Origin of the sequence: Pseudooceanicola endophyticus (genome assembly GCF_018760365.1) — a bacterium.
Lineage (GTDB): Bacteria > Pseudomonadota > Alphaproteobacteria > Rhodobacterales > Rhodobacteraceae > Pseudooceanicola > Pseudooceanicola endophyticus.
Genome location: NZ_JAHIAB010000007.1, coordinates 110603 through 130574, shown reverse-complemented (window position 1 = coordinate 130574; position 19972 = coordinate 110603). Strand labels below are relative to the sequence as shown.

At 68.1% G+C, this 19972-nt stretch carries 20 protein-coding genes; 13 read left to right on the top strand and 7 right to left on the bottom strand.

The features are described from left to right. Positions 1 to 57 precede the first annotated feature (57 nt). The 3 genes from rsmI (at position 58) to gshB (ending at position 2331) form a co-directional block, all read left to right on the top strand. Positions 58 to 918 (top strand): 16S rRNA (cytidine(1402)-2'-O)-methyltransferase, encoded by an 861-nt coding sequence (gene rsmI / locus KM176_RS13690; RefSeq protein ID WP_160894063.1) that lies wholly within the window; start codon positions 58 to 60, stop codon positions 916 to 918. A gap of 12 nt (positions 919 to 930) precedes the next feature. Beyond that, positions 931 to 1326 (top strand): YraN family protein, encoded by a 396-nt coding sequence (locus KM176_RS13685; RefSeq protein WP_160894065.1) that lies wholly within the window; start codon positions 931 to 933, stop codon positions 1324 to 1326. A gap of 69 nt (positions 1327 to 1395) precedes the next feature. Next, positions 1396 to 2331 carry a glutathione synthase gene (gshB, locus tag KM176_RS13680; protein ID WP_160894067.1) on the top strand — a complete coding sequence of 312 codons (936 nt, stop codon included), beginning with the start codon at positions 1396 to 1398 and terminating at the stop codon, positions 2329 to 2331. Here the strand turns inward: gshB and KM176_RS13675 are convergent. From KM176_RS13675 to cobU, 4 genes are all read right to left on the bottom strand, one after another. Beyond that, positions 2328 to 3839 (bottom strand): YifB family Mg chelatase-like AAA ATPase, encoded by a 1512-nt coding sequence (locus tag KM176_RS13675; RefSeq protein WP_160894069.1) that lies wholly within the window; start codon positions 3837 to 3839, stop codon positions 2328 to 2330. The two genes, gshB and KM176_RS13675, sit on opposite strands and share 4 nt — an antisense overlap. A gap of 75 nt (positions 3840 to 3914) precedes the next feature. Then, the gene (locus tag KM176_RS13670; RefSeq protein WP_160894071.1) at positions 3915 to 4787 is read right to left on the bottom strand and encodes a glutathione S-transferase; all 873 of its coding nucleotides are present in this window, start codon (positions 4785 to 4787) and stop codon (positions 3915 to 3917) included. Positions 4788 to 4863: 76 nt separating this feature from the next. After that, positions 4864 to 5442 (bottom strand): histidine phosphatase family protein, encoded by a 579-nt coding sequence (locus KM176_RS13665; protein ID WP_160894073.1) that lies wholly within the window; start codon positions 5440 to 5442, stop codon positions 4864 to 4866. After that, the gene (cobU, locus tag KM176_RS13660) at positions 5439 to 5951 is read right to left on the bottom strand and encodes a bifunctional adenosylcobinamide kinase/adenosylcobinamide-phosphate guanylyltransferase (protein ID WP_311136152.1); all 513 of its coding nucleotides are present in this window, start codon (positions 5949 to 5951) and stop codon (positions 5439 to 5441) included. The genes KM176_RS13665 and cobU overlap by 4 nt, the downstream gene beginning before the upstream one ends. 123 nt (positions 5952 to 6074) lie before the next feature. Here cobU and KM176_RS13655 point away from each other — a divergent pair, with 123 nt between their 5' ends. From KM176_RS13655 to KM176_RS13635, 5 genes are all read left to right on the top strand, one after another. Next, positions 6075 to 6953, top strand: a complete 879-nt coding sequence (locus tag KM176_RS13655; RefSeq protein ID WP_160894077.1) for an RNA polymerase factor sigma-32 — start codon at positions 6075 to 6077, stop codon at positions 6951 to 6953. Positions 6954 to 7040: 87 nt separating this feature from the next. Further along, positions 7041 to 8234, top strand: a complete 1194-nt coding sequence (gene coaBC / locus KM176_RS13650) for a bifunctional phosphopantothenoylcysteine decarboxylase/phosphopantothenate--cysteine ligase CoaBC (RefSeq protein WP_160894079.1) — start codon at positions 7041 to 7043, stop codon at positions 8232 to 8234. A 41-nt stretch (positions 8235 to 8275) separates the two neighbouring features. After that, complete coding sequence (gene dut, locus KM176_RS13645; protein ID WP_160894081.1) at positions 8276 to 8737, top strand: dUTP diphosphatase; 462 nt, start codon at positions 8276 to 8278, stop codon at positions 8735 to 8737. Positions 8738 to 8740: 3 nt separating this feature from the next. Then, on the top strand, positions 8741 to 9778 hold the full coding sequence (locus KM176_RS13640) for a HesA/MoeB/ThiF family protein (protein ID WP_160894083.1): 1038 nt from the start codon (positions 8741 to 8743) through the stop codon (positions 9776 to 9778). Further along, positions 9778 to 11799 carry a M3 family metallopeptidase gene (locus KM176_RS13635; protein ID WP_160894085.1) on the top strand — a complete coding sequence of 674 codons (2022 nt, stop codon included), beginning with the start codon at positions 9778 to 9780 and terminating at the stop codon, positions 11797 to 11799. Before KM176_RS13640 ends, KM176_RS13635 begins: the two co-directional genes overlap by 1 nt. Before the next feature lie 164 nt (positions 11800 to 11963). On the opposite strand, the gene KM176_RS13630 is transcribed toward KM176_RS13635, so the two are convergent. The 3 genes from KM176_RS13630 to KM176_RS13620 form a co-directional block, all read right to left on the bottom strand. Next, positions 11964 to 13526 (bottom strand): capsule biosynthesis protein, encoded by a 1563-nt coding sequence (locus tag KM176_RS13630; protein ID WP_160894087.1) that lies wholly within the window; start codon positions 13524 to 13526, stop codon positions 11964 to 11966. Then, entirely contained in the window at positions 13510 to 14163 is a 654-nt protein-coding gene (locus KM176_RS13625; RefSeq protein ID WP_160894089.1) for an ABC transporter ATP-binding protein, read from the bottom strand. Before KM176_RS13625 ends, KM176_RS13630 begins: the two co-directional genes overlap by 17 nt. A 160-nt stretch (positions 14164 to 14323) precedes the next feature. Beyond that, positions 14324 to 15571: a Na+/H+ antiporter NhaA gene (locus KM176_RS13620; protein WP_160894091.1), complete on the bottom strand. Its 1248-nt coding sequence runs from the start codon at positions 15569 to 15571 to the stop codon at positions 14324 to 14326. A 199-nt stretch (positions 15572 to 15770) separates the two neighbouring features. Between KM176_RS13620 and KM176_RS13615 the strand changes: the two genes are divergently transcribed. The 5 genes from KM176_RS13615 to KM176_RS13595 all read left to right on the top strand — a co-directional run bounded on the left by KM176_RS13615 (position 15771) and on the right by KM176_RS13595 (position 19936). After that, complete coding sequence (locus KM176_RS13615) at positions 15771 to 16355, top strand: uracil-DNA glycosylase family protein (protein WP_160894093.1); 585 nt, start codon at positions 15771 to 15773, stop codon at positions 16353 to 16355. Then, positions 16352 to 17140 carry an SseB family protein gene (locus KM176_RS13610; protein WP_160894095.1) on the top strand — a complete coding sequence of 263 codons (789 nt, stop codon included), beginning with the start codon at positions 16352 to 16354 and terminating at the stop codon, positions 17138 to 17140. Before KM176_RS13615 ends, KM176_RS13610 begins: the two co-directional genes overlap by 4 nt. A 280-nt stretch (positions 17141 to 17420) precedes the next feature. After that, entirely contained in the window at positions 17421 to 18668 is a 1248-nt protein-coding gene (locus KM176_RS13605) for a lipoprotein-releasing ABC transporter permease subunit (protein WP_160894273.1), read from the top strand. Further along, positions 18661 to 19338 carry an ABC transporter ATP-binding protein gene (locus tag KM176_RS13600; RefSeq protein ID WP_160894097.1) on the top strand — a complete coding sequence of 226 codons (678 nt, stop codon included), beginning with the start codon at positions 18661 to 18663 and terminating at the stop codon, positions 19336 to 19338. The genes KM176_RS13605 and KM176_RS13600 overlap by 8 nt, the downstream gene beginning before the upstream one ends. An 85-nt stretch (positions 19339 to 19423) precedes the next feature. Continuing rightward, positions 19424 to 19936 carry an outer membrane beta-barrel protein gene (locus KM176_RS13595; protein ID WP_160894099.1) on the top strand — a complete coding sequence of 171 codons (513 nt, stop codon included), beginning with the start codon at positions 19424 to 19426 and terminating at the stop codon, positions 19934 to 19936. Positions 19937 to 19972 lie beyond the last annotated feature (36 nt).

Sequence of the window (19972 nt, the reverse complement as noted above, 5' to 3'; positions counted from 1 at the left end):
CCGGCGATATTTCCGTGGCGAGCCAGATAATAAGTCCATCCATCGAAGGGTCCAGCGATGAATGCCGAAAAGCTCGACCTGCCGGCAGGTCTCTACCTCGTGGCGGTGCCGATCGGTACGGCACGCGACATCACGCTGCGGGCGCTCGACGTGCTGGCTTCGGCCCAGGTGCTGGCGGCCGAGGACACGCGCTCGCTGCGCAGGCTGCTGGATATCCACGGGATTTCGCTCGGGGACCGGCCGCTGCTGGCCTACCATGATCACAGCGCCGAGAAGGTCCGCGCCCGGCTGGTGCGCGAGATCGCCGACGGGCGGTCCGTTGCCTATGCCTCGGAGGCAGGGACGCCGCTGATCGCCGATCCGGGCTTCGAACTGTCGCGCGAGCTGCGCGACAGTGGCGCGCTGGTGACCACGGCGCCGGGGGTCTCGGCGGTGATCACTGCGCTGTCGCTGGGCGGCCTGCCCACCGACCGCTTCCATTTCGCGGGTTTCCTGCCGCCGGCGGATTCGGCGCGCAAGACCGCGCTGCTGGAGCTGAAAGAGCTGAAGGCGACGCTGGTGCTGTACGAATCCCCCAACCGCGTCGCCCAGACCCTGGAGGCCGCCGCCGAGATCCTGGGCGGTGAACGCCAGGGCGCGCTGTGCCGCGAGCTGACCAAGCGCTTCGAGGAGATCCGCCGCGGCACGCTGGCGGAGCTGGCCCAGGGCTGCCACGATGATCCGCCGCGCGGCGAGATCGTGTTGCTGATCGATCGCGGACATTCAGAGACTGTTAGCGAAGGGGACCTAGAGTCGAAACTGAAGGCGGCGCTGGCGGTGTCTTCGGTGCGCGATGCCGCCGACGAGGTGGCCGCGCTGTTCAACCTGCCGCGCCGCAAGGTCTATCAGATGGCCCTCAAGATGGGGCAGGACAGCTAGGAAGGGCAGGCCATGGCAGAGGTTCTCCGGTTTGATCGCATGGACAGCGACCAGCGGCGCGGGCATCGCGCCTTCGTGGCGGGCCAGGCGGCGGAGGACTGCGCGGCGCGCCACTTCGAACGGCTGGGCTACCGGGTGCTGGAGCGGCGCTGGCGCGGTGCCGGTGCCGAGATCGACCTGATCGTCACTGACGGAGAGACCCTGGTCTTCGTCGAGGTGAAGGCCAGCCGCAGCTTCGATGCGGCGGCCCGGCTTTTGCGCTGGGGACAGATGACCCGGATCTTCCGTGCCGCCGAGGCCTATGCGGCGGGGCTGGGCGGCTGGCCGCCCGAGATGCGCGTTGACGCGGCACTGGTCGATGGCCAGGGCGCCGTGCGCATCCTCGAGAATGTCTCCATGGCGGCCTGACCTGCCATTGCACCCCGGCGCCGGATCGGTCATCACCTGTGGTGACGGATTTCCAGGAGACCCGGTGCCATGAAAATTGCCTTTCAGATGGACCCGATCGGCGCGGTCAACATCAATGCCGACAGCACGTTCCGCCTGGCGGAAGAAGCCCAGGCGCGGGGCCATGAGCTGTTCTACTACACCCCCGACATGCTGAGCTTCCGCGAGGGGCGGATCATGGCGCGCGGCCAGTCGCTGCGGGTGCAGCGCGTGCAGGGCGACCATGCCATCCTGGGCGAAATGGTCGATGTCGACCTGGCCGATTTCGACGTGGTCTGGCTGCGCCAGGACCCGCCCTTCGACATGTTCTACATCACCACGACGCATCTGCTGGAGCGGATCCATCCCAAGACGCTGGTGGTCAACGACCCGTTCTGGGTGCGCAATTCGCCGGAAAAGCTGCTGGTGCTGAACTTCCCGCAGCTGACCCCGCCGACCACCGTGGCCCGCGACCTTGAGACCATCAAGGCCTTCAAGGACAAGCACGGCGATGTCATCCTGAAGCCGCTCTACGGCAACGGTGGCGCGGGCGTGTTCCGGCTGGATGCCAACGACCGCAACCTCTCGTCGCTGCATGAGCTGTTCACCGGCTTCTCGCGCGAGCCGCTGATCGTGCAGAAATACCTGCCCGCCGTGACCAAGGGCGACAAGCGGGTGATCCTGGTCGATGGCGAGGTCGTCGGCGCGATCAACCGCGTGCCCGCCGCCGGCGAGACGCGCTCCAACATGCATGTGGGCGGGCGCCCCGAGAAGGTCGAGCTGACCGAGCGCGACCGCGAGATCTGCGCCACCATCGGCCCTGTGCTGAAGGAAAAGGGCCAGGTCTTCGTCGGCATCGACGTGATCGGCGACTACCTGACCGAGATCAACGTGACCTCGCCCACCGGCATTCAGGAGCTGGAACGTTTCGACGGCATCAACGTCGCGGGCATGATCTGGGACGCCATCGAGGCCAAGCGCGCCTAACCGGCCAGCGTCAGGATCCGGTAGCTCACCGCCTCGGCGATGTGCTGCCGGGTGATTGTGGCGTGACCGTCCAGATCGGCGATGGTCCGGGCCACCCTTTGCAGCCGGTGATAGCCGCGCGGCGAGAGGTTGAAGCGCTCTCCGGCGCGGCGCAGCAGGGCGCGGCCCTCCGCATCGGGGGCCGCGAAGGCATCGAGCGCCGCCCCCTGAAGATCGGCGTTCAGCATCCCCGGACCCAGCTCTGCGTGCCGTGCCGCCTGAAGGACGCGGGCCGCCGTCACCCGGGCGCGCACCGTGGCGCTGCTGTCGCCCTCGGGCGGGCGCTCCAGCTCATCGAAACTCACCTCCGGGACCTCAAGCCGCAGGTCGATCCGGTCCATCAGCGGCCCCGAGATCCGCGAGAGGTATTTCTGGCTGCAAAGCGGCGCTTGGCCGCAGGCGCGGCCCGCATCGGCCAGGTGACCGCAGCGGCAGGGATTGGCCGCCGCCACCAGCAGGAAGCGCGCCGGGTAGCTGACATGGGCCAGGGCACGTGACACCACGACCGTCCCGTTCTCCATCGGCTGGCGCAGCTGGTCCAGCACCGAGGGCGGGAACTCGGCCATCTCGTCCAGGAACAGCACGCCGTTATGCGCCAGGCTGATCGCGCCGGGGCCGGCCATCCGCCCGCCGCCGGTGATCGAGGGGGCCGAGGCGGAATGATGCGGCTGCTCGAAGGGACGCTGCTGGCAGAGCCCGTGCCCCGAAAGCCGCCCGGCGACCGAATGGATCATCGAGGTCTCTAGCATCTCGGCGGCGGAGAGCGGCGGCAGCAGGCCGGGCAGGCATTTCGCCAGCATCGATTTGCCGGCACCGGGCGGGCCGATCATCAGCAGGTGGTGGCGCCCGGCCGCCGCGATTTCCAGCGCGCGCTTGGCGCGTTCGTGGCCGCGGACCTCGCGCAGGTCGTGGCCGGGGGCGGGTTCGGGCAGCAGGCGGGCCTCGGCATTGGGCAGCAGGGCCTTGCCGGTCAGGTGGCGCACCAGTTCCATCAGGCCGGGCACGCCGATGACGCGGGTGTCCTCGACCCAGGCGGCCTCGGGGGCGCAGCCCTCGGGGCAGAGCAGGGCGCGCCCCTCGGTGGCGGCGCTGAGGGCGGCGGGAAGCGCGCCCGCAACCCGAACCAGCCGCCCGTCCAGCGACAGCTCTCCGAGCGAGGTCAGCTCGGCTGCGACATCGGCGGGGATCACCTGCATCGCCCCCAGCATCGCCAGCGCGATGGGCAGATCGTAATGGCTGCCCGCCTTCGGCATGTCGGCGGGCGAGAGGTTGATGGTGAAGCGCTTGGAGGGCAGGGCGATGCGCATGTTGGCAAGGGCTGCGCGCACCCGCTCCTTCGCCTCGCTCACCGCCTTGTCGGGCAGGCCGACGATGGACACCCCGGGCAGGCCGGGGCTGAGGGCGCATTGCACCTCGACCGGGGCGGCCTCGGCGCCCTGGAAGGCAACGGTGTAGGTGCGCAGGACCATGGTTTCCCCCGTAGATTCATCAGGGTTAACGTGGTCCTGGTTACTTGTTGGTTAACGCTGCCCCGGATGTGTTGCTCAGGCCGGCAGCCAGGGCGACAGCGCCGGCCAGGCCTCGGGATCCAGCACCGACTTGTCGCGACAGGTCGGGTTGCAGAAGCCGATCACCTTGTCGCCCAGCTGCATGAAATGCATGGGTGTTTCCCCGGAATAGGGGCAGGCGTCGTTGTCGGCGGGGCCGTGGGGCAGGGGATGGGCGGCAATGGGATCCGGACCGGGCCAGGGGGCCGTGGGCAGGGCCATGGCATAGGGCACCGGATCATAGGTTTTCGTCAGGCCCAGGGCGCGCCAGCGGCGGAAGGCGGGATCGGCCAGCGTCAGGGCGACGTATTCCGCCACCTCGGGGGCGACCGGCAGGCCGTAGCCGGCGATCCGGGCGGCCACGGGGGCGTAGAAGCAATCGGCCAGGGAGTAGCGGCCGAACAGCCAGGGCCCCTCGGCGCCGTAAAGCTTGCGGGCATGGGCGATCAGCGCGCCGATCCGCTCCAGGTCCGCCAGCACCTCGGTTGAAGGCTGGAACCCTTCGTAGCGGTAGAGCAGCTGCATCGGGCAGGCGCTGCGCAGGGCGGTGAAGCCCGCGTGCATCTCGGCGGACATCCAGCGGGCCAGGGCGCGGGCCCCGCGATCGGCGGGCCAGAGCCCGGCCTCGGGGTGGCGTTCCGCCAGGGTCTCGGCAATGGCGAGGGTCTCTCCGATCACATGGCCTTCCGGGGTGCGCAGCACCGGCACCAGGCGCGCGGGGAAGAGCGGGCCGAGGTCCTGCTCCAGGCCGCCGCCGTAAAGATCGGCCATCACGGTGCGCACGGGGATGGCGAATTTCTCGAACATCAGCCAGCCTCGGAGGGACCAGCTGGAAAAGGCGCGGTCGGCGATGAAAAGCTCGTAGGTCATGGCGGTCTCCTTCCCGGCGGACGGGGCCAGATTACACCTCTGGCGGGATTCCCCTCAGGATCTTTTTCGCGAAAGCCTATTCCGGTTCGTGATTGACCCAGGGCGCCTGCGGCGGCGTGGTGCCGTAATCAAGGCAGGTGACCGAGAGCGGCGCGATCTTGTGGGACAGCACCTCGGCCGGGGCGACACCGCGAAAGCGCGCGAGGCAGGACAGGATCACCGCGAAATGCGCCACCACGATCAGGTCGCCGCCCGGCGCCATCAGGGGCGCAAGGCCGGCCTGCACCCGCTCGGCCATCTGGTTCCAGCTTTCGCCGTTGGGGGCGGCGACATCGCCGGGCTCGGTCCAGAAGTGGCGCGACAGGTCGGGATGTTCGGCGTCGATCTCGGCGAAGGGTTTCAGCTCCCAGTCGCCGAAATGCAGTTCGCGCAGGGCGGGGGCGTCGGGCAGGCGCAGCCGTCCGGGGGCCGAGAGCGCATCGGCGGTGGCCCGGGTGCGCGACAGGTCGGAAGAGACCAGGCGCGCCTGATCGGGCAGGAACCGGCTGAGCGCGGCGATCTTCCCACGGTCCGAGAGGTCGGCGGGCAGATCCGACCAGCCGACCATGGATTTCGCATGGGTCGGCCCGTGGCGGACCAGGAAAAGGCGGGTCATGGCAGGGTTCCCTTCAGCACCAGCGGCAGGCCCGCCACCACCTGCACCACCACATCCGCCTGCCGCGCCAGCGCGATGTTGAGGCGCCCCTGCGCCTCGCGGAAGGCGCGGGCCAGCGCATTGACGGGCACGATGCCCTGGCCGACCTCGTTGCTGACGGTGACGACGGTGCCCCGGTGCGAGGCGAGCGATGAGAGAAGATCCGCCTGCGCCTTCGACAGATCGCTTCCGGCGCCTAGATGGTTGGACAGCCACATGGTGGCGCAGTCGAACAGGACCGGCAATTCTCCGCCGAGGACGGGGGATAGGTCTAGGGGGGCCTCGATGACCTGCCAGCCGGCGTCGCGACGTTCTGCATGGAGCGCGATTTTCGCTTCCATCTCAGCGTCGTAGGCTTCGGCAGAGGCGATATAAAGCCGCTTGGGACCCAGGTCGGCCACGAGCTGTTCGGCGTATTCGGACTTGCCCGAGGCGGCGCCGCCGAGGACGAGGATGTGGCGTGCGTGCACTTTTTTCTCCCGCGCGATGAAACTTTTCGGGCTCTCGGGCGTATAGACTTCAGAGGTCCGCAAGGAAACAGGCCCACTCATGGGGCGTCAACGGAGCTCTCAGGTTTATTCAGGGAGTACCACATGTCCTTTTCCGACTCGTCGACCAGCACTTTCGCCCGCAGCGTCATGAAGGCCGAGCTTCTGGACGCGGAAACCGAACTGAAACTGGCCTATGCGTGGCGGGATGAGCGCGACACCGCGGCCCTGCATCGCCTGGTGACAGCCTACATGCGGCTGGCGATCTCCATGGCTTCGAAGTACCGCCGCTACGGCGCGCCGATGAACGACCTGATCCAGGAGGCCGGCCTGGGCCTGATGAAGGCCGCCGACAAGTTCGATCCCGACCGCGGCGTGCGTTTCTCGACCTATGCGGTGTGGTGGATCAAGGCCTCGATCCAGGACTACGTGATGCGCAACTGGTCGATGGTGCGCACCGGCTCGACCTCTTCCCAGAAATCGCTGTTCTTCAACATGCGCCGGGTCCAGGCCCGGCTGGAGCGCGAGGCGATCTCGCGCGGGGAAACGCTGGACACCCACCAGCTGCAACAGATGATCGCCACCGAAGTCGGCGTGCCGCTGCGCGACGTGGAGATGATGGCGGGCCGGCTTTCGGGCTCTGACTTCTCTCTGAACGCCACGCAGTCCAGCGATGATGAGGGCCGCGAATGGATCGAGACGCTGGAAGATGACGGTATGCATGCCGAGGAGCAGGTCTCGGAGGATCATGACCGCCGGGCGCTGCGCAACTGGCTGGCCGGCGCCATGTCCGAGCTGAACGACCGCGAGCGGCTGATCGTGCGCGAACGCAAGCTGCGCGAGGATCCCCGCACGCTGGAAAGCCTCGGGACCGAGCTGGGCCTGTCGAAGGAACGGGTCCGCCAGCTGGAGGCCGCCGCCTTCACCAAGATGCGCAAGTCGCTTCAGGCGAAGTCCTTCGAAGCCGAGGCCCTGCTGCACTGAACCGCGCCCCGGGGGCATACCCTGGTTCACCTTGTCCCTGCCGGGCTGTGGCACTAGTCTGCCCTCCAGACCTGAAGGGGGACGAAGATGCTGGCAGGCAAGCGCATTCTGCTGATCATCGGTGGCGGGATCGCCGCCTTCAAGATGTCCGAGCTGATCCGCCTGCTGCGCAAGCAGGGCGCTGCGGTGACGCCGGTACTGACCGAGGCCGCCGGCCATTTCGTCACCCCCCTGACGATTTCGGCGCTGGCGGGTGAAAAGGTCTATACCTCCCTGTTCGATCTGACGGCCGAGGCCGAGATGGGCCATATCCAGCTGTCGCGGGTGGCCGATCTGGTGGTCGTGGCGCCGGCCACTGCCGACCTGATGGCGAAGATGGCGCATGGGCTGGCGGATGACATGGCCTCGACCCTGCTGCTGGCGACCGACACGCCGGTGCTGATCGCGCCGGCGATGAACGTGCGGATGTGGCAGCACCCGGCGACACAGCGCAACATCAAGACACTGAAGGGCGACGGCGTGGCTTTCGTGGGCCCGGTTGAGGGCGACATGGCCTGCGGTGAATACGGGCCCGGCCGGATGAGCGAACCCTCCGAGATCCTCGAGGCGATCACCGCCCGGCTGAAGGCCGGTCCGCTGGCGGGCCGGCGGGTGCTGGTGACCTCCGGCCCCACCCATGAACCCATCGACCCGGTGCGCTACATCGCCAACCGCTCTTCCGGGGCGCAGGGGACGGCGATTGCACGGGCGTTGCTGGGGCTGGGGGCGGATGTGGTCTTTGTCACCGGCCCCGCCGAGGTGCCGCCCCCCGAAGGGGTGGAACTGGTGCGCGTCGAAAGCGCCCGCGAGATGCTGGAGGCGGTCGAGGCCGCGTTGCCCGTCGATGCCGCGGTCTTTGCCGCCGCCGTGGCCGACTGGCGGGTCAGTTCCGCATCAAGCTCCAAGATCAAGAAACAGGCGGGGGCGCTGCCCGCGCTGACATTCGCCGAGAACCCCGACATCCTGGCCACCGTATCGCAGAGGACGGCGGGACGGCCCGCCCTGGTCGTGGGCTTTGCCGCCGAGACCGACGATGTGGAGGCCAATGCGGCGGCGAAACGCCTGCGCAAGGGCTGCGACTGGATCGTCGCCAATGACGTGAGCCCGGCGACGGGGATCATGGGCGGGACGGAGAATGCCGTGGTGATCCTTTCGGACGAAGGCGCCGAGCGCTGGCCGCGCATGAGCAAGGAGCTGGTGGCGCGGCGACTGGCCGAACGGGTGGCCCTGGCGCTGGCGTGACGACATTTCCGCCTCCGGCGGGCATATTTAAGGAAAGATGAATGCAAGACGTTGGGATCCGGGTGATCTGGGACGAGGGCGCCGACCGGGCGCTCGGCCTGCCGAAATATGAGACCGCCGGGGCGGCGGGGGCCGATCTGCGGGCGAATTTCGCCGATCGCGGCTCGGTCACGCTGGCGCCGGGGGCGCGGGCGCTGGTGCCCACGGGGCTGCGGATCGCCATTCCCGAAGGGTTCGAGGTGCAGGTGCGGCCGCGCTCCGGGCTGGCGCTGAAGCACGGGATCACCCTGCCGAATGCCCCGGGCACCATCGACAGCGATTATCGCGGGCCGCTGGGGGTGATCGTGATGAATGCGGGCAGTGAGCCCTTCACCATCGCCCATGGCGAGCGCATCGCGCAGATGCTGGTGGCGCCGGTCTGGCGCGCCGTCTTCGAAGAGGTCGAAACGCTGGATGATACCGCGCGGGGCGCGGGCGGTTTCGGCTCGACCGGGCGGGGCTGAACCATGGGCTGGCTGCTTCTGGCGCTGGTGCTGCTGTGGATCGCGGGGGGGCGTTTCGGCGTCTCTGTGCGGGCGCGCAGTGTCGGGCTGGCGGCAGTCTGGCTGCTGGTGCTGGCGGCGCTGCTGCCCCTGGCCTCGCCTCTGCGGGCGGGCTTCGGCGGCGGGCCCATGCCCTGGGCGCTGCTGGGGGTGGCCGTGGCCGTCGTGCTGGCCTACCGGCAGGGCCTGGCGGTGCTGCGGGCGCGGGCGGTGGCCCCGGAACCCGGCCCGCGCCCGCTTTTCGAAGAGGCCGAGCTGGAACGCTATGCCCGCCACATCATCCTGCGGGAGCTGGGCGGGCCGGGCCAGCAGAAGCTGAAACAGGCGAAGGTGCTGGTGATCGGGGCCGGGGGGCTGGGATCGCCCGCGCTTTTGTACCTGGCCGGGGCAGGCGTCGGCACCATCGGGGTAATCGACGCCGATGTCGTCGACAATTCCAACCTGCAACGCCAGGTGATCCACCGCGACGCCGATATCGGCACGCCCAAGGTCGCCTCTGCCGCGCGGGCCATGGCGGCGCTGAACCCCTTCATCACCGTCCATCCCCATCAGGAGCGTTTCGAGGGGGCGCGGGCCGCCGATCTGGTCGCCGACTATGACATCATCCTGGACGGCACCGACAATTTCGAGACCCGCTATCTGGCGAACTGCCTCTGTGTCGCCGCCGGCAAACCGCTGGTCTCGGGCGCGCTGGCGCAGTGGGAGGGGCAGCTGTCGGTCTTCCATCCCGCCCGCGGAACCCCATGTTACCAATGCATCTTCCCCGAGGCCCCGGCGCCCGGTCTGGCGCCTTCCTGTTCCGTGGCGGGCGTGCTGTCGCCCCTGCCGGGCGTCGTGGGCGCGATGATGGCGGTGGAAACCGTCAAGCTGATCGCGGGCACCGGCGCGCCCCTCGCGGGCGAGATGCTGATCTATGACGCGCTCTGGGGGGAAACCCGCAAGATCGCCCTGAAACCCCGCCCGGACTGCCCGGTCTGCGGCACCCATGCAAAGGTGAGCTGATGACGAACCCGCTTCTGGCCGACTGGAACACCCCCTTCGACCTGCCGCCCTTCGACCGGATCCGCGACGAGGATTTCGCCCCCGCGCTGGAGATCGCGCTGGCCGAGCATAACGCCGAGATCAAGGCGATCGCGGAGAACCCCGAGGCGCCGAGCTTTGCCAACACGATCCTGGCGCTGGAGGGCGCGGGCGAGGGGCTGGAAAAGGTGCTCTCGCCCTTCTACGCGCTGGCCGGCGCCGACAGCACGCCTGCGCGCGAGGCCCTGCAGAGGGAGTTCTCGCCCAGGCTTTCGGCGCATTTCTCGGACATCACCGCCAACAAGGCGCTGTTTGCCCGCGTCGCCACCCTGTGGGACGCCCGCGAGACCCTGGGCCTGACGCCGGACGAGGCGCGGGTGCTGTACCTGTCGCATCGCGGCTTCATCCGCTCGGGCGCCGCGCTGGAGGGGGGCGAGGCCGCCCGCATGAAGCAGATCATGGGGCGCCTGGCAGAGCTTGGCACCCAGTTCACCCAGAACCTGCTGGCGGATGAGCGCGACTGGTTCATGGAGGTTTCCGAGGATCAGATGCAGGGCCTGCCGGGCTGGCTGAAGGATGCCGCGCGCGCGGCGGGCGAAGAGCGCGGCAAGGGGGCGGTGATCACGCTGTCGCGCTCGCTGATCGTGCCCTTCCTGCAATCCTCTCCGGATCGGGCTTTGCGCGAAAAGGCCTTCACCGCCTGGGCCGCGCGCGGAGAGATGGGCGGCGCCACCGACAACCGCGCCGCCGTGGCCGAGATCCTGAAGCTGCGCGAGGAACGCGCCAAGCTGCTGGGCTACGACAATTTCGCGGCCTTCAAGCTGGAGACCGAGATGGCCGGCACGCCCGAACGCGTGCGCGATCTGCTGATGCAGGTCTGGAAACCCGCCCGCGCCGCCGCGCTGGAGGACCAGGAGGCGATGGCGCCGATGCTGGCCGCCGATGGTCACAACGGCTCCTTCAAACCCTGGGACTGGCGCTACTATGCGCAGAAGCGCCGCAAGGCCCTGCATGATGTCGATGAGAGCGAGCTGAAGCCCTATCTGCAGCTCGACCGGATGATCGAGGCTGCCTTCGACTGCGCCCATCGCCTGTTCGGGCTGAACTTCGCCCCCGTCGATCTGAAGGGCTATCACCCCGATTGTCGTCTGTGGGAGGTGACCCGCGACGGCAAGCACGTGGCGCTCTTCATCGGGGACTATTTCGCGCGCGGCTCGAAGCGTTCGGGGGCCTGGTGCTCGGCCATCCGCTCGCAGGCGAAACTGCCGCGGGAACAGGCTCCGATCGTGGTCAATGTCTGCAACTTCACCAAGCCGCCCGCAGGCGAGGCGGCGCTGCTGTCCTATGACGATGCGCGCACGCTCTTCCACGAGTTCGGCCATGCCCTGCACCAGATGCTCTCGGACGTGACCTTCGAACGCGTCTCGGGCACCTCGGTGTCGCGCGATTTCGTCGAACTGCCCAGCCAGCTCTACGAACACTGGCTGGAGGTGCCCGAGGTGCTGCAACGCTTCGCCACCCATGTCGAAACCGGCCAGCCGATGCCGCAGGAGATGCTGCAGAAGGTGCTGGGGGCGGCGACCTTCGACATGGGCTTCCAGACGGTGGAATACGTGGCCTCGGCGCTGGTGGACCTGGAATTCCACAATGGTGCGGCGCCCGCCGATCCGATGGCACGCCAGGCCGAGATCCTGGACCAGATCGGCATGCCCGAGGCGATCGTGATGCGCCACGCCACGCCGCATTTCGCCCATGTCTTCTCGGGCGACGGCTATTCCTCGGGCTATTACAGCTACATGTGGTCCGAGGTGATGGATGCGGACGCCTTCGCAGCCTTCGAGGAAAAGGGCGATGCCTTCGACCTCGACACGGCCCGCGCGCTGGAACAGGACATCCTGTCGAAAGGCGGTTCCGAAGAGGCCGACGTCCTCTACACCCGCTTCCGCGGCCGCATGCCGGGCCCCGAGGCGCTGCTGCGTGGCCGGGGCCTTGCCGCCCGCTGAACCGGGAAAGGGGCGCGGCCGGCATCGAGCCGCCCACGCCCCTGCCGCCTCCTGTCGGAGCCGGCGGGCGCTGCTCCGACCGGCTCTTCATCATCTGGCCAAAAATATCCCGGGGGTGAATTGAGCCGCAGGCTCAAGAGGGGGCAGCGCCCCCTCGCGCCGGTTCAGCTCGAGACCTGTTCGCGCAGGATCGCTGCCGTCAGGGAGATCATCAGGTAGCCTCCGGAAAGCACCAGCATCACCAGCAACGTGTCCTCGAAGGCGCGCGGATAGCTCGGGCTCTGCGGCTGCACGGGCCGGACCGAGGTGGTCAGGTAGCGGACCTGCCGGCTGGCCTCCAGCGAGGCCTGCTTCTCGTTTTCCAGCGCCGATTGCAGGAACATGTCCGAGGTGCTCAGGTCGGCCTGGGCCATCTGTACCTGGACCGTGGTCTCGGCCAGGGACTGCCGGTCGCTCTGCACCCGGGTCATTCGTGCGTTCAGCTCGGCCAGCATGTCGTTCAGCCGGTCGATGTCCGACTGCACCCCGGCGACCCGGGCCTCGTTCGGACGCAGGTTGTCCAGCAGCGCGGCCTTCTGCAGGTCCTTTTCCTGGATCTGCATCTCGATCGTGTTGATCTGGCTGCGCAGGCTGCCCACCACGGCCTGGGGATCAAGCAGCGTGCCCTCCTGCAGCCGGACCAGCCGTTCCTGGGCGTCCCGGCGCTCTGCCCGGGCCTCTTTCAGGCTGTCCTCGGCCGAGCGCATCGCATCCTCGCGCTTGCGTTGCGAAAGCGCGTCCACCCGGTCCTCCGCGTAGCGGATCAGGTGGGTTGCAAAGGCCTCTGCCAGCCCGGGATCGGCGGCCGAGACTTCCATCCGGATTACCCCCTCGCTTGGATCGTAGCCGATCTTCACGCGTTTCTTGTAGACCGCATAGGCCTGCTCGTTCGTGGCATTCTCGGGCATCCGCTGGATCGCGTCGATCCAGGGCTGCGAGAAATGCGCGACAAAATCCAGGTCGCGGTCGAGGCGCAGCATGGCGTCCATCGACTGCAGGAAGGACTGGACCGAGATACTGTCCTGATTGGTGGCGAACTGGGTGCCGGCAAAGATCCCGCCCAGCGGCCCGGTGGCGGCATCGGCCTGCAGGATCACGAATTCAGACCGGGTCGCGTACATCGGGGTGGCGACCCGGAAGAAGTACCAGCCCGCCAGCAGCGTTGGCAGGAAGATGAAGAGGGCGAGCCGTACCAGGAGCTGCGCGGTGCGCACCCGCCGGCGCCGGGCGATGTCGCGGCGAATGTCGTAGATCTCGCGCTGGCGGCGCTGAGGAGCGGGCAGGGCATCGCGGGCACGGGCCTCGGCGGCGGGAAGGACCGCCCCCGGGATCTCCTCGGGCAGATCATCGAGCCCGTTGTCGATGGCGAAGGGATCGAGCCCCTTGGCCTCGAGCATCCGGACCGCGTCGAGATCGGATTTCGGCGCCAGCCCCAGTTTCTGCGCCTTGCGCCGGGCCAGCCGCAGCTGGCGTCCGCTGGGTGGTGGCGCCGGATCCGGCGCCCGCTCAGGGGCTGGCGCTGCGAAGGAATCCTGAGGGGCGGTGACCGGTCCGCCGCCTTCCGGTGACGGGCGATCCCCTGCCGCCTCCGTCGCCGCCGTCAGGGCATCGTCGCCAAGACCTGCCAGCAGTGCCTCGACCGCCGGCGATGTGCGGCGGAAACGGTATCTCTCAACCTTTGTAGTCATAGAGCGCGCGCGCCTCCTCCAGCGTGTCGAACAGATGCAGCTGGCCGTCGCGCAGCACCGCGGCCTCGCGGACGTATTTCGCCAGGGTCCGGGGATTGTGCGAGACGATGACGATGGTGGTGCTTTCCAGCCGGTCCTGCAGCACCGCGCCGGCCCGGCGGTTGAACTCCACGTCATTGGCGCCGGGCATCCCCTCGTCGATCAGGTAGATGTCGAAATCCAGCGCCAGCAGCAGCGCGAAGCTGAATCTAGAGCGCATCCCCGAGGAATAGGTGGCCACGGGGCGGTCGAAATATTCCCCGAGCCCGCAGAGCCAGCGGCAGAACGCCTCCACGTAGTCGGGATCGAGGCCGTAGATCCGCGCGATGTAGCGGGAATTCTCGACCGCCGAATGCTTGTTGGTGATCCCGCCCATGAAGCCCAGCGGGAAAGAGATGTTGCAGCCGCGCCGGATCTCTCCCTCATCGGGTTTTTCCAGTCCGGCCATCATGTTGATCAGCGTGGTCTTGCCGGTGCCGTTGGGGGCCAGAACGCCCAGGGAATGCCCCAGCTCGACCCGGAAGGAGACCCGGTCGAGGATCACCTTGCGGTGGCTGCCGGTCCAGAAGGACTTTGAGACATTGTCGAATTCCAGCATCCTGCGGCAGGCCCCGTCCCGGTTGCACCATGGCTCTGGAGGACGTGGTTAACCCCTGTTGGTTGCCACAAGGTTTACCGACACGGGCCGACGCCCCGCGGACATGGAAAAGGCGCACCGGTTTCCCGATGCGCCCCTGGGATTTTCCGATGGAAGGGGCTCAGCCCTCGACCTTCTCCACCCGGCACAGCACGCCTGCGATGATCGAGACGATGGCCGCCGCGAAGCTGAACAGCGCGCCCATCTTGGCGGCATCCTGAACCTCTCCGCCGGGGAAGGCGACCGAGGCCACGAAAAGCGACACGGTAAAGCCGATGGCGGCGACGCAGCCGACCACGAACAGGTCGATGGTGCGCATCCCCTGAGGCAGGCCCAGCCGCAGGATATGCGCCCCGATCACCCCGAAGACCATGATGCCCAGCGGCTTGCCGATCAGCAGGCCGGCCATGACCAGCCAGGTGGGTTCGGAAATCGCGTTGAATTCCACGCCCGCATTCATCAGGCCGAAGAAGAACAGCACGATCTCGACCGGGTATTTCAGCCCGTGCTCGATGTGGTTCAGCAGGTCGGTAAGGTACTGTTCGGCCTCCGAGAAGAAGCCGAAGGCGCGGTCGGCATGGGGTATCGTCGGCACGATCGGCAGCAGGCCGAGCGCCGGGTGGATGCCCGCCTTCATGAAGCCGTACCAGCTGAAGCAGCCGGCGATCAGGTAGGGCCAGAAACCCAGCTTCTCGCGCACCCAGCTGGAATTCGGGCGGTCCTGGTTGTGCTTGTCCATGCGGCGCGGCAGGTGGTTGAACAGGAAGAACACCAGCAGGGCGGCGGCCAGCGACAGCAGCAGCCATTCCGGCGCCAGTTCGCTGGAGGGATAGAAGATCGCCAGAATGATCAGCCCGCCGGCATCATCGGCGATGGCCAGCAGCAGCAGGAAACGGACCGCCGGGTGACCGGCGCCGAAGACCAGCCGCCCCACCAGGTAGGAGAAGGCGATATCGGTTGCCGCCGGGATTGCCCAGCCGTTCTTGACGGCGTCGTAGGTGTCCGAACCCAGCACCAGCGCCAGCCCGAGGTAGACCGCGATCGGCCCAAGCATGCCGCCGGCAGTGGCAAACAGCGGCGTCGCCGCCTTCTTGCCCCGCAGCGACCCCTCCTCGAGGATGACCGCCTCCCAGACTTCCTTGGCGGCGATGGCAAAGAAGAAGGCCATCAGCATGTCGTTGATGACATAATGCAGCGTCAGGACGCGGTGGCCGTCCTCGAAGGCACCGATGGGGGCGTTCTCCCACAGGACCATGTGCACGAAATGGTGGTAGTGATCGGGGTCGACATTCGCCCAGATCAGCGCGATCACCGCGCCGATGATCAGCAGCAGTGAATAATTGGCAATGAAGCTCCAGACGCGGTACATGCGGCGCTTACCCCTGTCCCTTTGGTTATTTTGCCTCCGGGGTTAAGGGATTTGCCCCGGAACGGCAACCGCGCCCGGACCCGCCCGGACACTTCTTGGGCGCAATCACAACCAGGGCGGAAGCGGCCCCCGGCGGGCGCCCCCAAAGGCGGCAGGGCGGCCCCTTGCGGTGCCCGGGGCAGGGCGTCACAGTGGCGCCATGAAGACGCTGCTGAAGGATCTGCGGGCCTGCCGCCTCTGCGCGCCCCGTTTCGCGGCGACCCGCACGCATCACGCCCCGGCGCCGGTGGTCTGGCTGGCGCCCCAGGCCCGGATCCTAATCGCGGGCCAGGCCCCTGGGCTTCAGGCGCATGAAAAGCAGCGCCCCTTCGATGATCGCTCCGGCGACCGGCTGCGCGCCTGGATGGGCCTCACGCGCGGGGAGTTCTACGATCTCTCCCGCATCGCCTTCCTGCCCGCCGCGCTTTGCTTTCCTGGCTATGACGCCCGGGGCGCGGACCTGCCGCCGCCGCCGATCTGCGCCGCCACCTGGCAGGCCCGCATCCTCGATCAGTTGCCGCGGCTGCGCCTGCGCCTGCTGATCGGCGGCTATTCCCAGAAGCTGCACCTGGGCACCCGGGCGCCGCTGACCCAGGTCGTGGCCGGCTGGCGCGACCATCTTCCGGGGACGATCCCCTTGCCACATCCCTCCTGGCGCAATACGGCATGGCTGCGCCGCAACCCCTGGTTCGAGACGGACCTCCTCCCGGTGCTGCGCGCCGAGGTACGAAAGGCGATGGAATGAGCGAAATCACCCCCCTGGACCTGGCCCATGCGGCCATGGACGCCGCCCCCGAGGACGACACGGCCCGCCTGCGCTTCTACGAGCGCCTCGCCGACAGTGAGCTCTTCCTGCTCCTGGGCGCCGAGGCCGCAGGCCAAAGCGCCACGCCCGAGCTGTTCCCGGTCGAGGACGTGAACTTCGTCCTGCTCTTCGACCGCGAGGAACGCCTGGCCGCCTTCACCGGGCGCATCTCGCCCTATGTGGCGCTGTCGGGGCGTGCCATTGCCGAACAGCTGGCCGGGCAGGGCGTCGGCTTCGCGGTCAACCTCGACACCCCCTCGGCGATCCTGATCCCCCCCGAGGCCGTCTCCTGGCTGGCCGAGACCATCGGCCATGCCCCCGAGGAGGTCGAGGCCCAGATCGAGGCCTTCCACCCGCCGCACGGCCTGCCGGAAACCCTGATCACCGCGCTCGACACCAAGCTTGCCCTGGCCGCGGGCCTTGCCGACTGCGCCTTCCTGGCCGGGACCGAGGACGACAAGGGCCGCCGCTCGCACATGCTGGCCTTCATCGACGCGGTGCCGGGCGCCGAAGGGTCGCTCGCCAAGGCCGCCTCCGAGGCGCTCACCTTCTCCGGCATCGAGGCGGGGCAGATGGATGTGGGCTTCTTCCGGGCCGCCGATGTCCATGCCGGGGCGCTGGCCCGCGTCGGGCTGCGCTTCGACCTGCCCGAGGCGCCCAAGCCCCAGGAAGTGACCCGGATCGCCCCCGGCTCCGATCCCGAAAAGCCGCCGATCCTGCGCTAGGGCGCGGCCCTCGGCGGCCCTCCGCGCCCTCACGACAAGGTGCGGGCGCGTGCCCTTCCGCATTTTCTTGTTCTGAAATACCTCCGCCGGAGGCTTGGCGCCCGTCCGGGCGCCAATTCCCGCGTGCCGGTGACCCGCCGCCGATCCGCCTGCGACCGGCCCTTGACCAGGCCCCCCGACCGCTCCACCTTCCGCCGGACGCCCCGACGGGCAGCAGACCGGCAACAACCAGGACAGACCCGACGTGAGCAGTGCCCCCCCGTTTTCCCGCTACGAATGGATGATCGCCTGGCGCTACCTGCGCGCCCGCCGGGCCGAGGGCGGCGTCTCCGTCATGACCTGGATCTCGCTGATCGGCATCGCGCTGGCGGTCTTCGCGCTGATCGCGACGCTCGCCGTGCGTGCCGGGTTCCGGGCCGAATTCGTCGACACGATCCTGGGTGCCAATGCCCATGTCACGATCTACAATTCTGCCGACGTGAACCCCAACGGCCAGCTCGACCGCGCGATCAGTAACTACACCACCATGGCGGAAAACATCGCCAAGGTGCCCGGCGTCACCCGCGCCGCGCCGCTGATCAAGGGCCAGATCATGGCCACCGCCAATGGCCGCAATGCCGGGATCGAGGTCTTCGGCATCACCGCGCAGGATCTTGCTGCCGTGCCCCGCATCGCCCATCCGGACAAGTCCTGGGGCGACTTCGTCGATTTCGACAAGGGCGTCGCCATCGGCTCGGGCGTGGCGCAGGAGCTGGGGCTGCGGGTCGGTGACCAGATCAAGCTGATCTCGCCCGAGGGGGTGAAGACCGCCTTCGGCACCAGCCCGCGGGTGAAAAGCTACGAGGTTACCTATGTCTTCACCGCCGGGCGCTACGACATCGACCGCACCCGCCTCTACATGCCCTTCGCAGAGGCCCAGTCCTATTTCAACCGCGAAGGTACCGCCGACGAGATCGAGGTGATGACCGCCGATCCCGACAAGGTCGACGCGCTGGTCCCGGACCTGCTGAAGGCCGCCGGGGGCCGGGCGATGGCCTGGACCTGGCGCGATGCCAACGGCTCTTTCCTGGAGGCGCTGACGGTCGAGGACAACGTGATGTTCGTCATCCTGTCGATCCTGGTGCTGATCGCCTCGATGAACATCGTCTCGGGGCTGATCATGCTGGTCAAGAACAAGGGCCGCGACATCGGCATCCTGCGCACCATGGGCCTGACCGAGGGCGCGGTGCTGCGCGTCTTCTTCATCTGCGGCGCCTTCACCGGCCTGATCGGCACGGCGGCGGGGGTGATCCTGGGCTGTCTCTTCGCGATCTGGATCGACCCGATCTTCTCGGTGGTGAACTATCTGTCCGGCGGCGGCGTCTGGGATCCCTCGATCCGCGGCATCTACCACCTGCCGGCCAAGCTGCAGCTTCATGACGTGCTGTCGTCGATCTTCCTGTCCCTCGGCCTCTCCTTCGGGGTCACGATCTTCCCGGCCCGCCGCGCGGCCCGCATGAACCCCGTGGAGGCCCTGCGCTATGAGTGAGCTTGTTCTCGACCTGAAGGACCTCTGCAAGGGCTACAACCACGGCCAGCCGAACGAGATCACCGTGCTGCGCGATGCCACCCTGGGCGTCGCCGCCGGAGAGGTGGTGGCGCTGGTCGCGCCCTCGGGCTCGGGCAAGTCGACGCTGCTGCATATCGCCGGGCTGCTCGATCAGCCCGACAGCGGCACCGTCAGGATCGCCGGAGAGGACATGACCGGCCTGGGCGACCGCCGCCGCACCGCGATCCGTCGCGACAAGGTCGGCTTCGTCTACCAGTTCCACCACCTGCTGCCCGAGTTTTCCGCCGAGGAAAACATCGTGCTGCCGCAGCTGGCCGCCGGCCAGTCCCGCGCCGCCGCCCGCGCCCGCGCCCAGGCCCTGCTGGAAACGGTGGGGCTGAGCCCGCGCGCCAGTCACCGCCCGGCGGAGCTGTCGGGCGGGGAACAGCAGCGCGTCGCCTTCTGCCGGGCGCTGGCCAATGGCCCGGCGCTGCTGCTGGCGGACGAACCCACCGGCAACCTTGATCCCGACACGTCGGAGCTGGTCTTTGCCGCCCTGCTGAACCTGGTGCGCACCGAGGGGCTGGCAGCGCTGATCGCGACCCACAACCTCGACCTGGCCGCGCGGATGGACCGCAAGGTGCGGCTGGAGGCCGGGCGTATTATCTGAAAATAATTCAGCTTGGGGTTGCGTTTCTTGCCATCTTCACGAAACCTTCAGGGGGTTCATGCGTTGATGGGTCATGATGCCAGCCATGCGAGCAAATCTCTGGGGCCTTGTTCTTCCCCTCTCGGGGGCCCTGGCGATGCTTTGCTGCGCCGGGACCGCCGAGGCGCAGCGCCGCTGGGAAGGCTTCTACCTGGGCGGCAACATGGCGCTGGTCTTCGATGCGGACGACTATGCCAAGAGCCTGCACATGGGCCTCAGGGCGCCCTGGAAGGGGCTGCTGCTGGGGACAGAGCTTGAACTGTCGGAAACCGACATCGGAGCGCCGGGCGGGCCGATCCGAAACCTCGACCACGTCAAGCTGACGCTGGGGGGCGGTTCGAATCAATTTCTCTACTATGCCAGCGGCGGGCTTGCCGTGGCCCGGGGGCGCTTCGGCGCGGAGGCGGGCGCGGTGCTGGGGGTGGGGATCGACTATGCGCTCAGCCCGCATCTGTCACTGGGCGCCGAGATGCAGCACCACATCTTCCCCGATTTCAACGGCAGTGGGCGCGACCCGGACATCAACACGCTGACGGCCCGGGTCACCTGGACATTCTGAAGAGTCGTATCCGGAGGGCCGGGCCAGGTGCCCCGG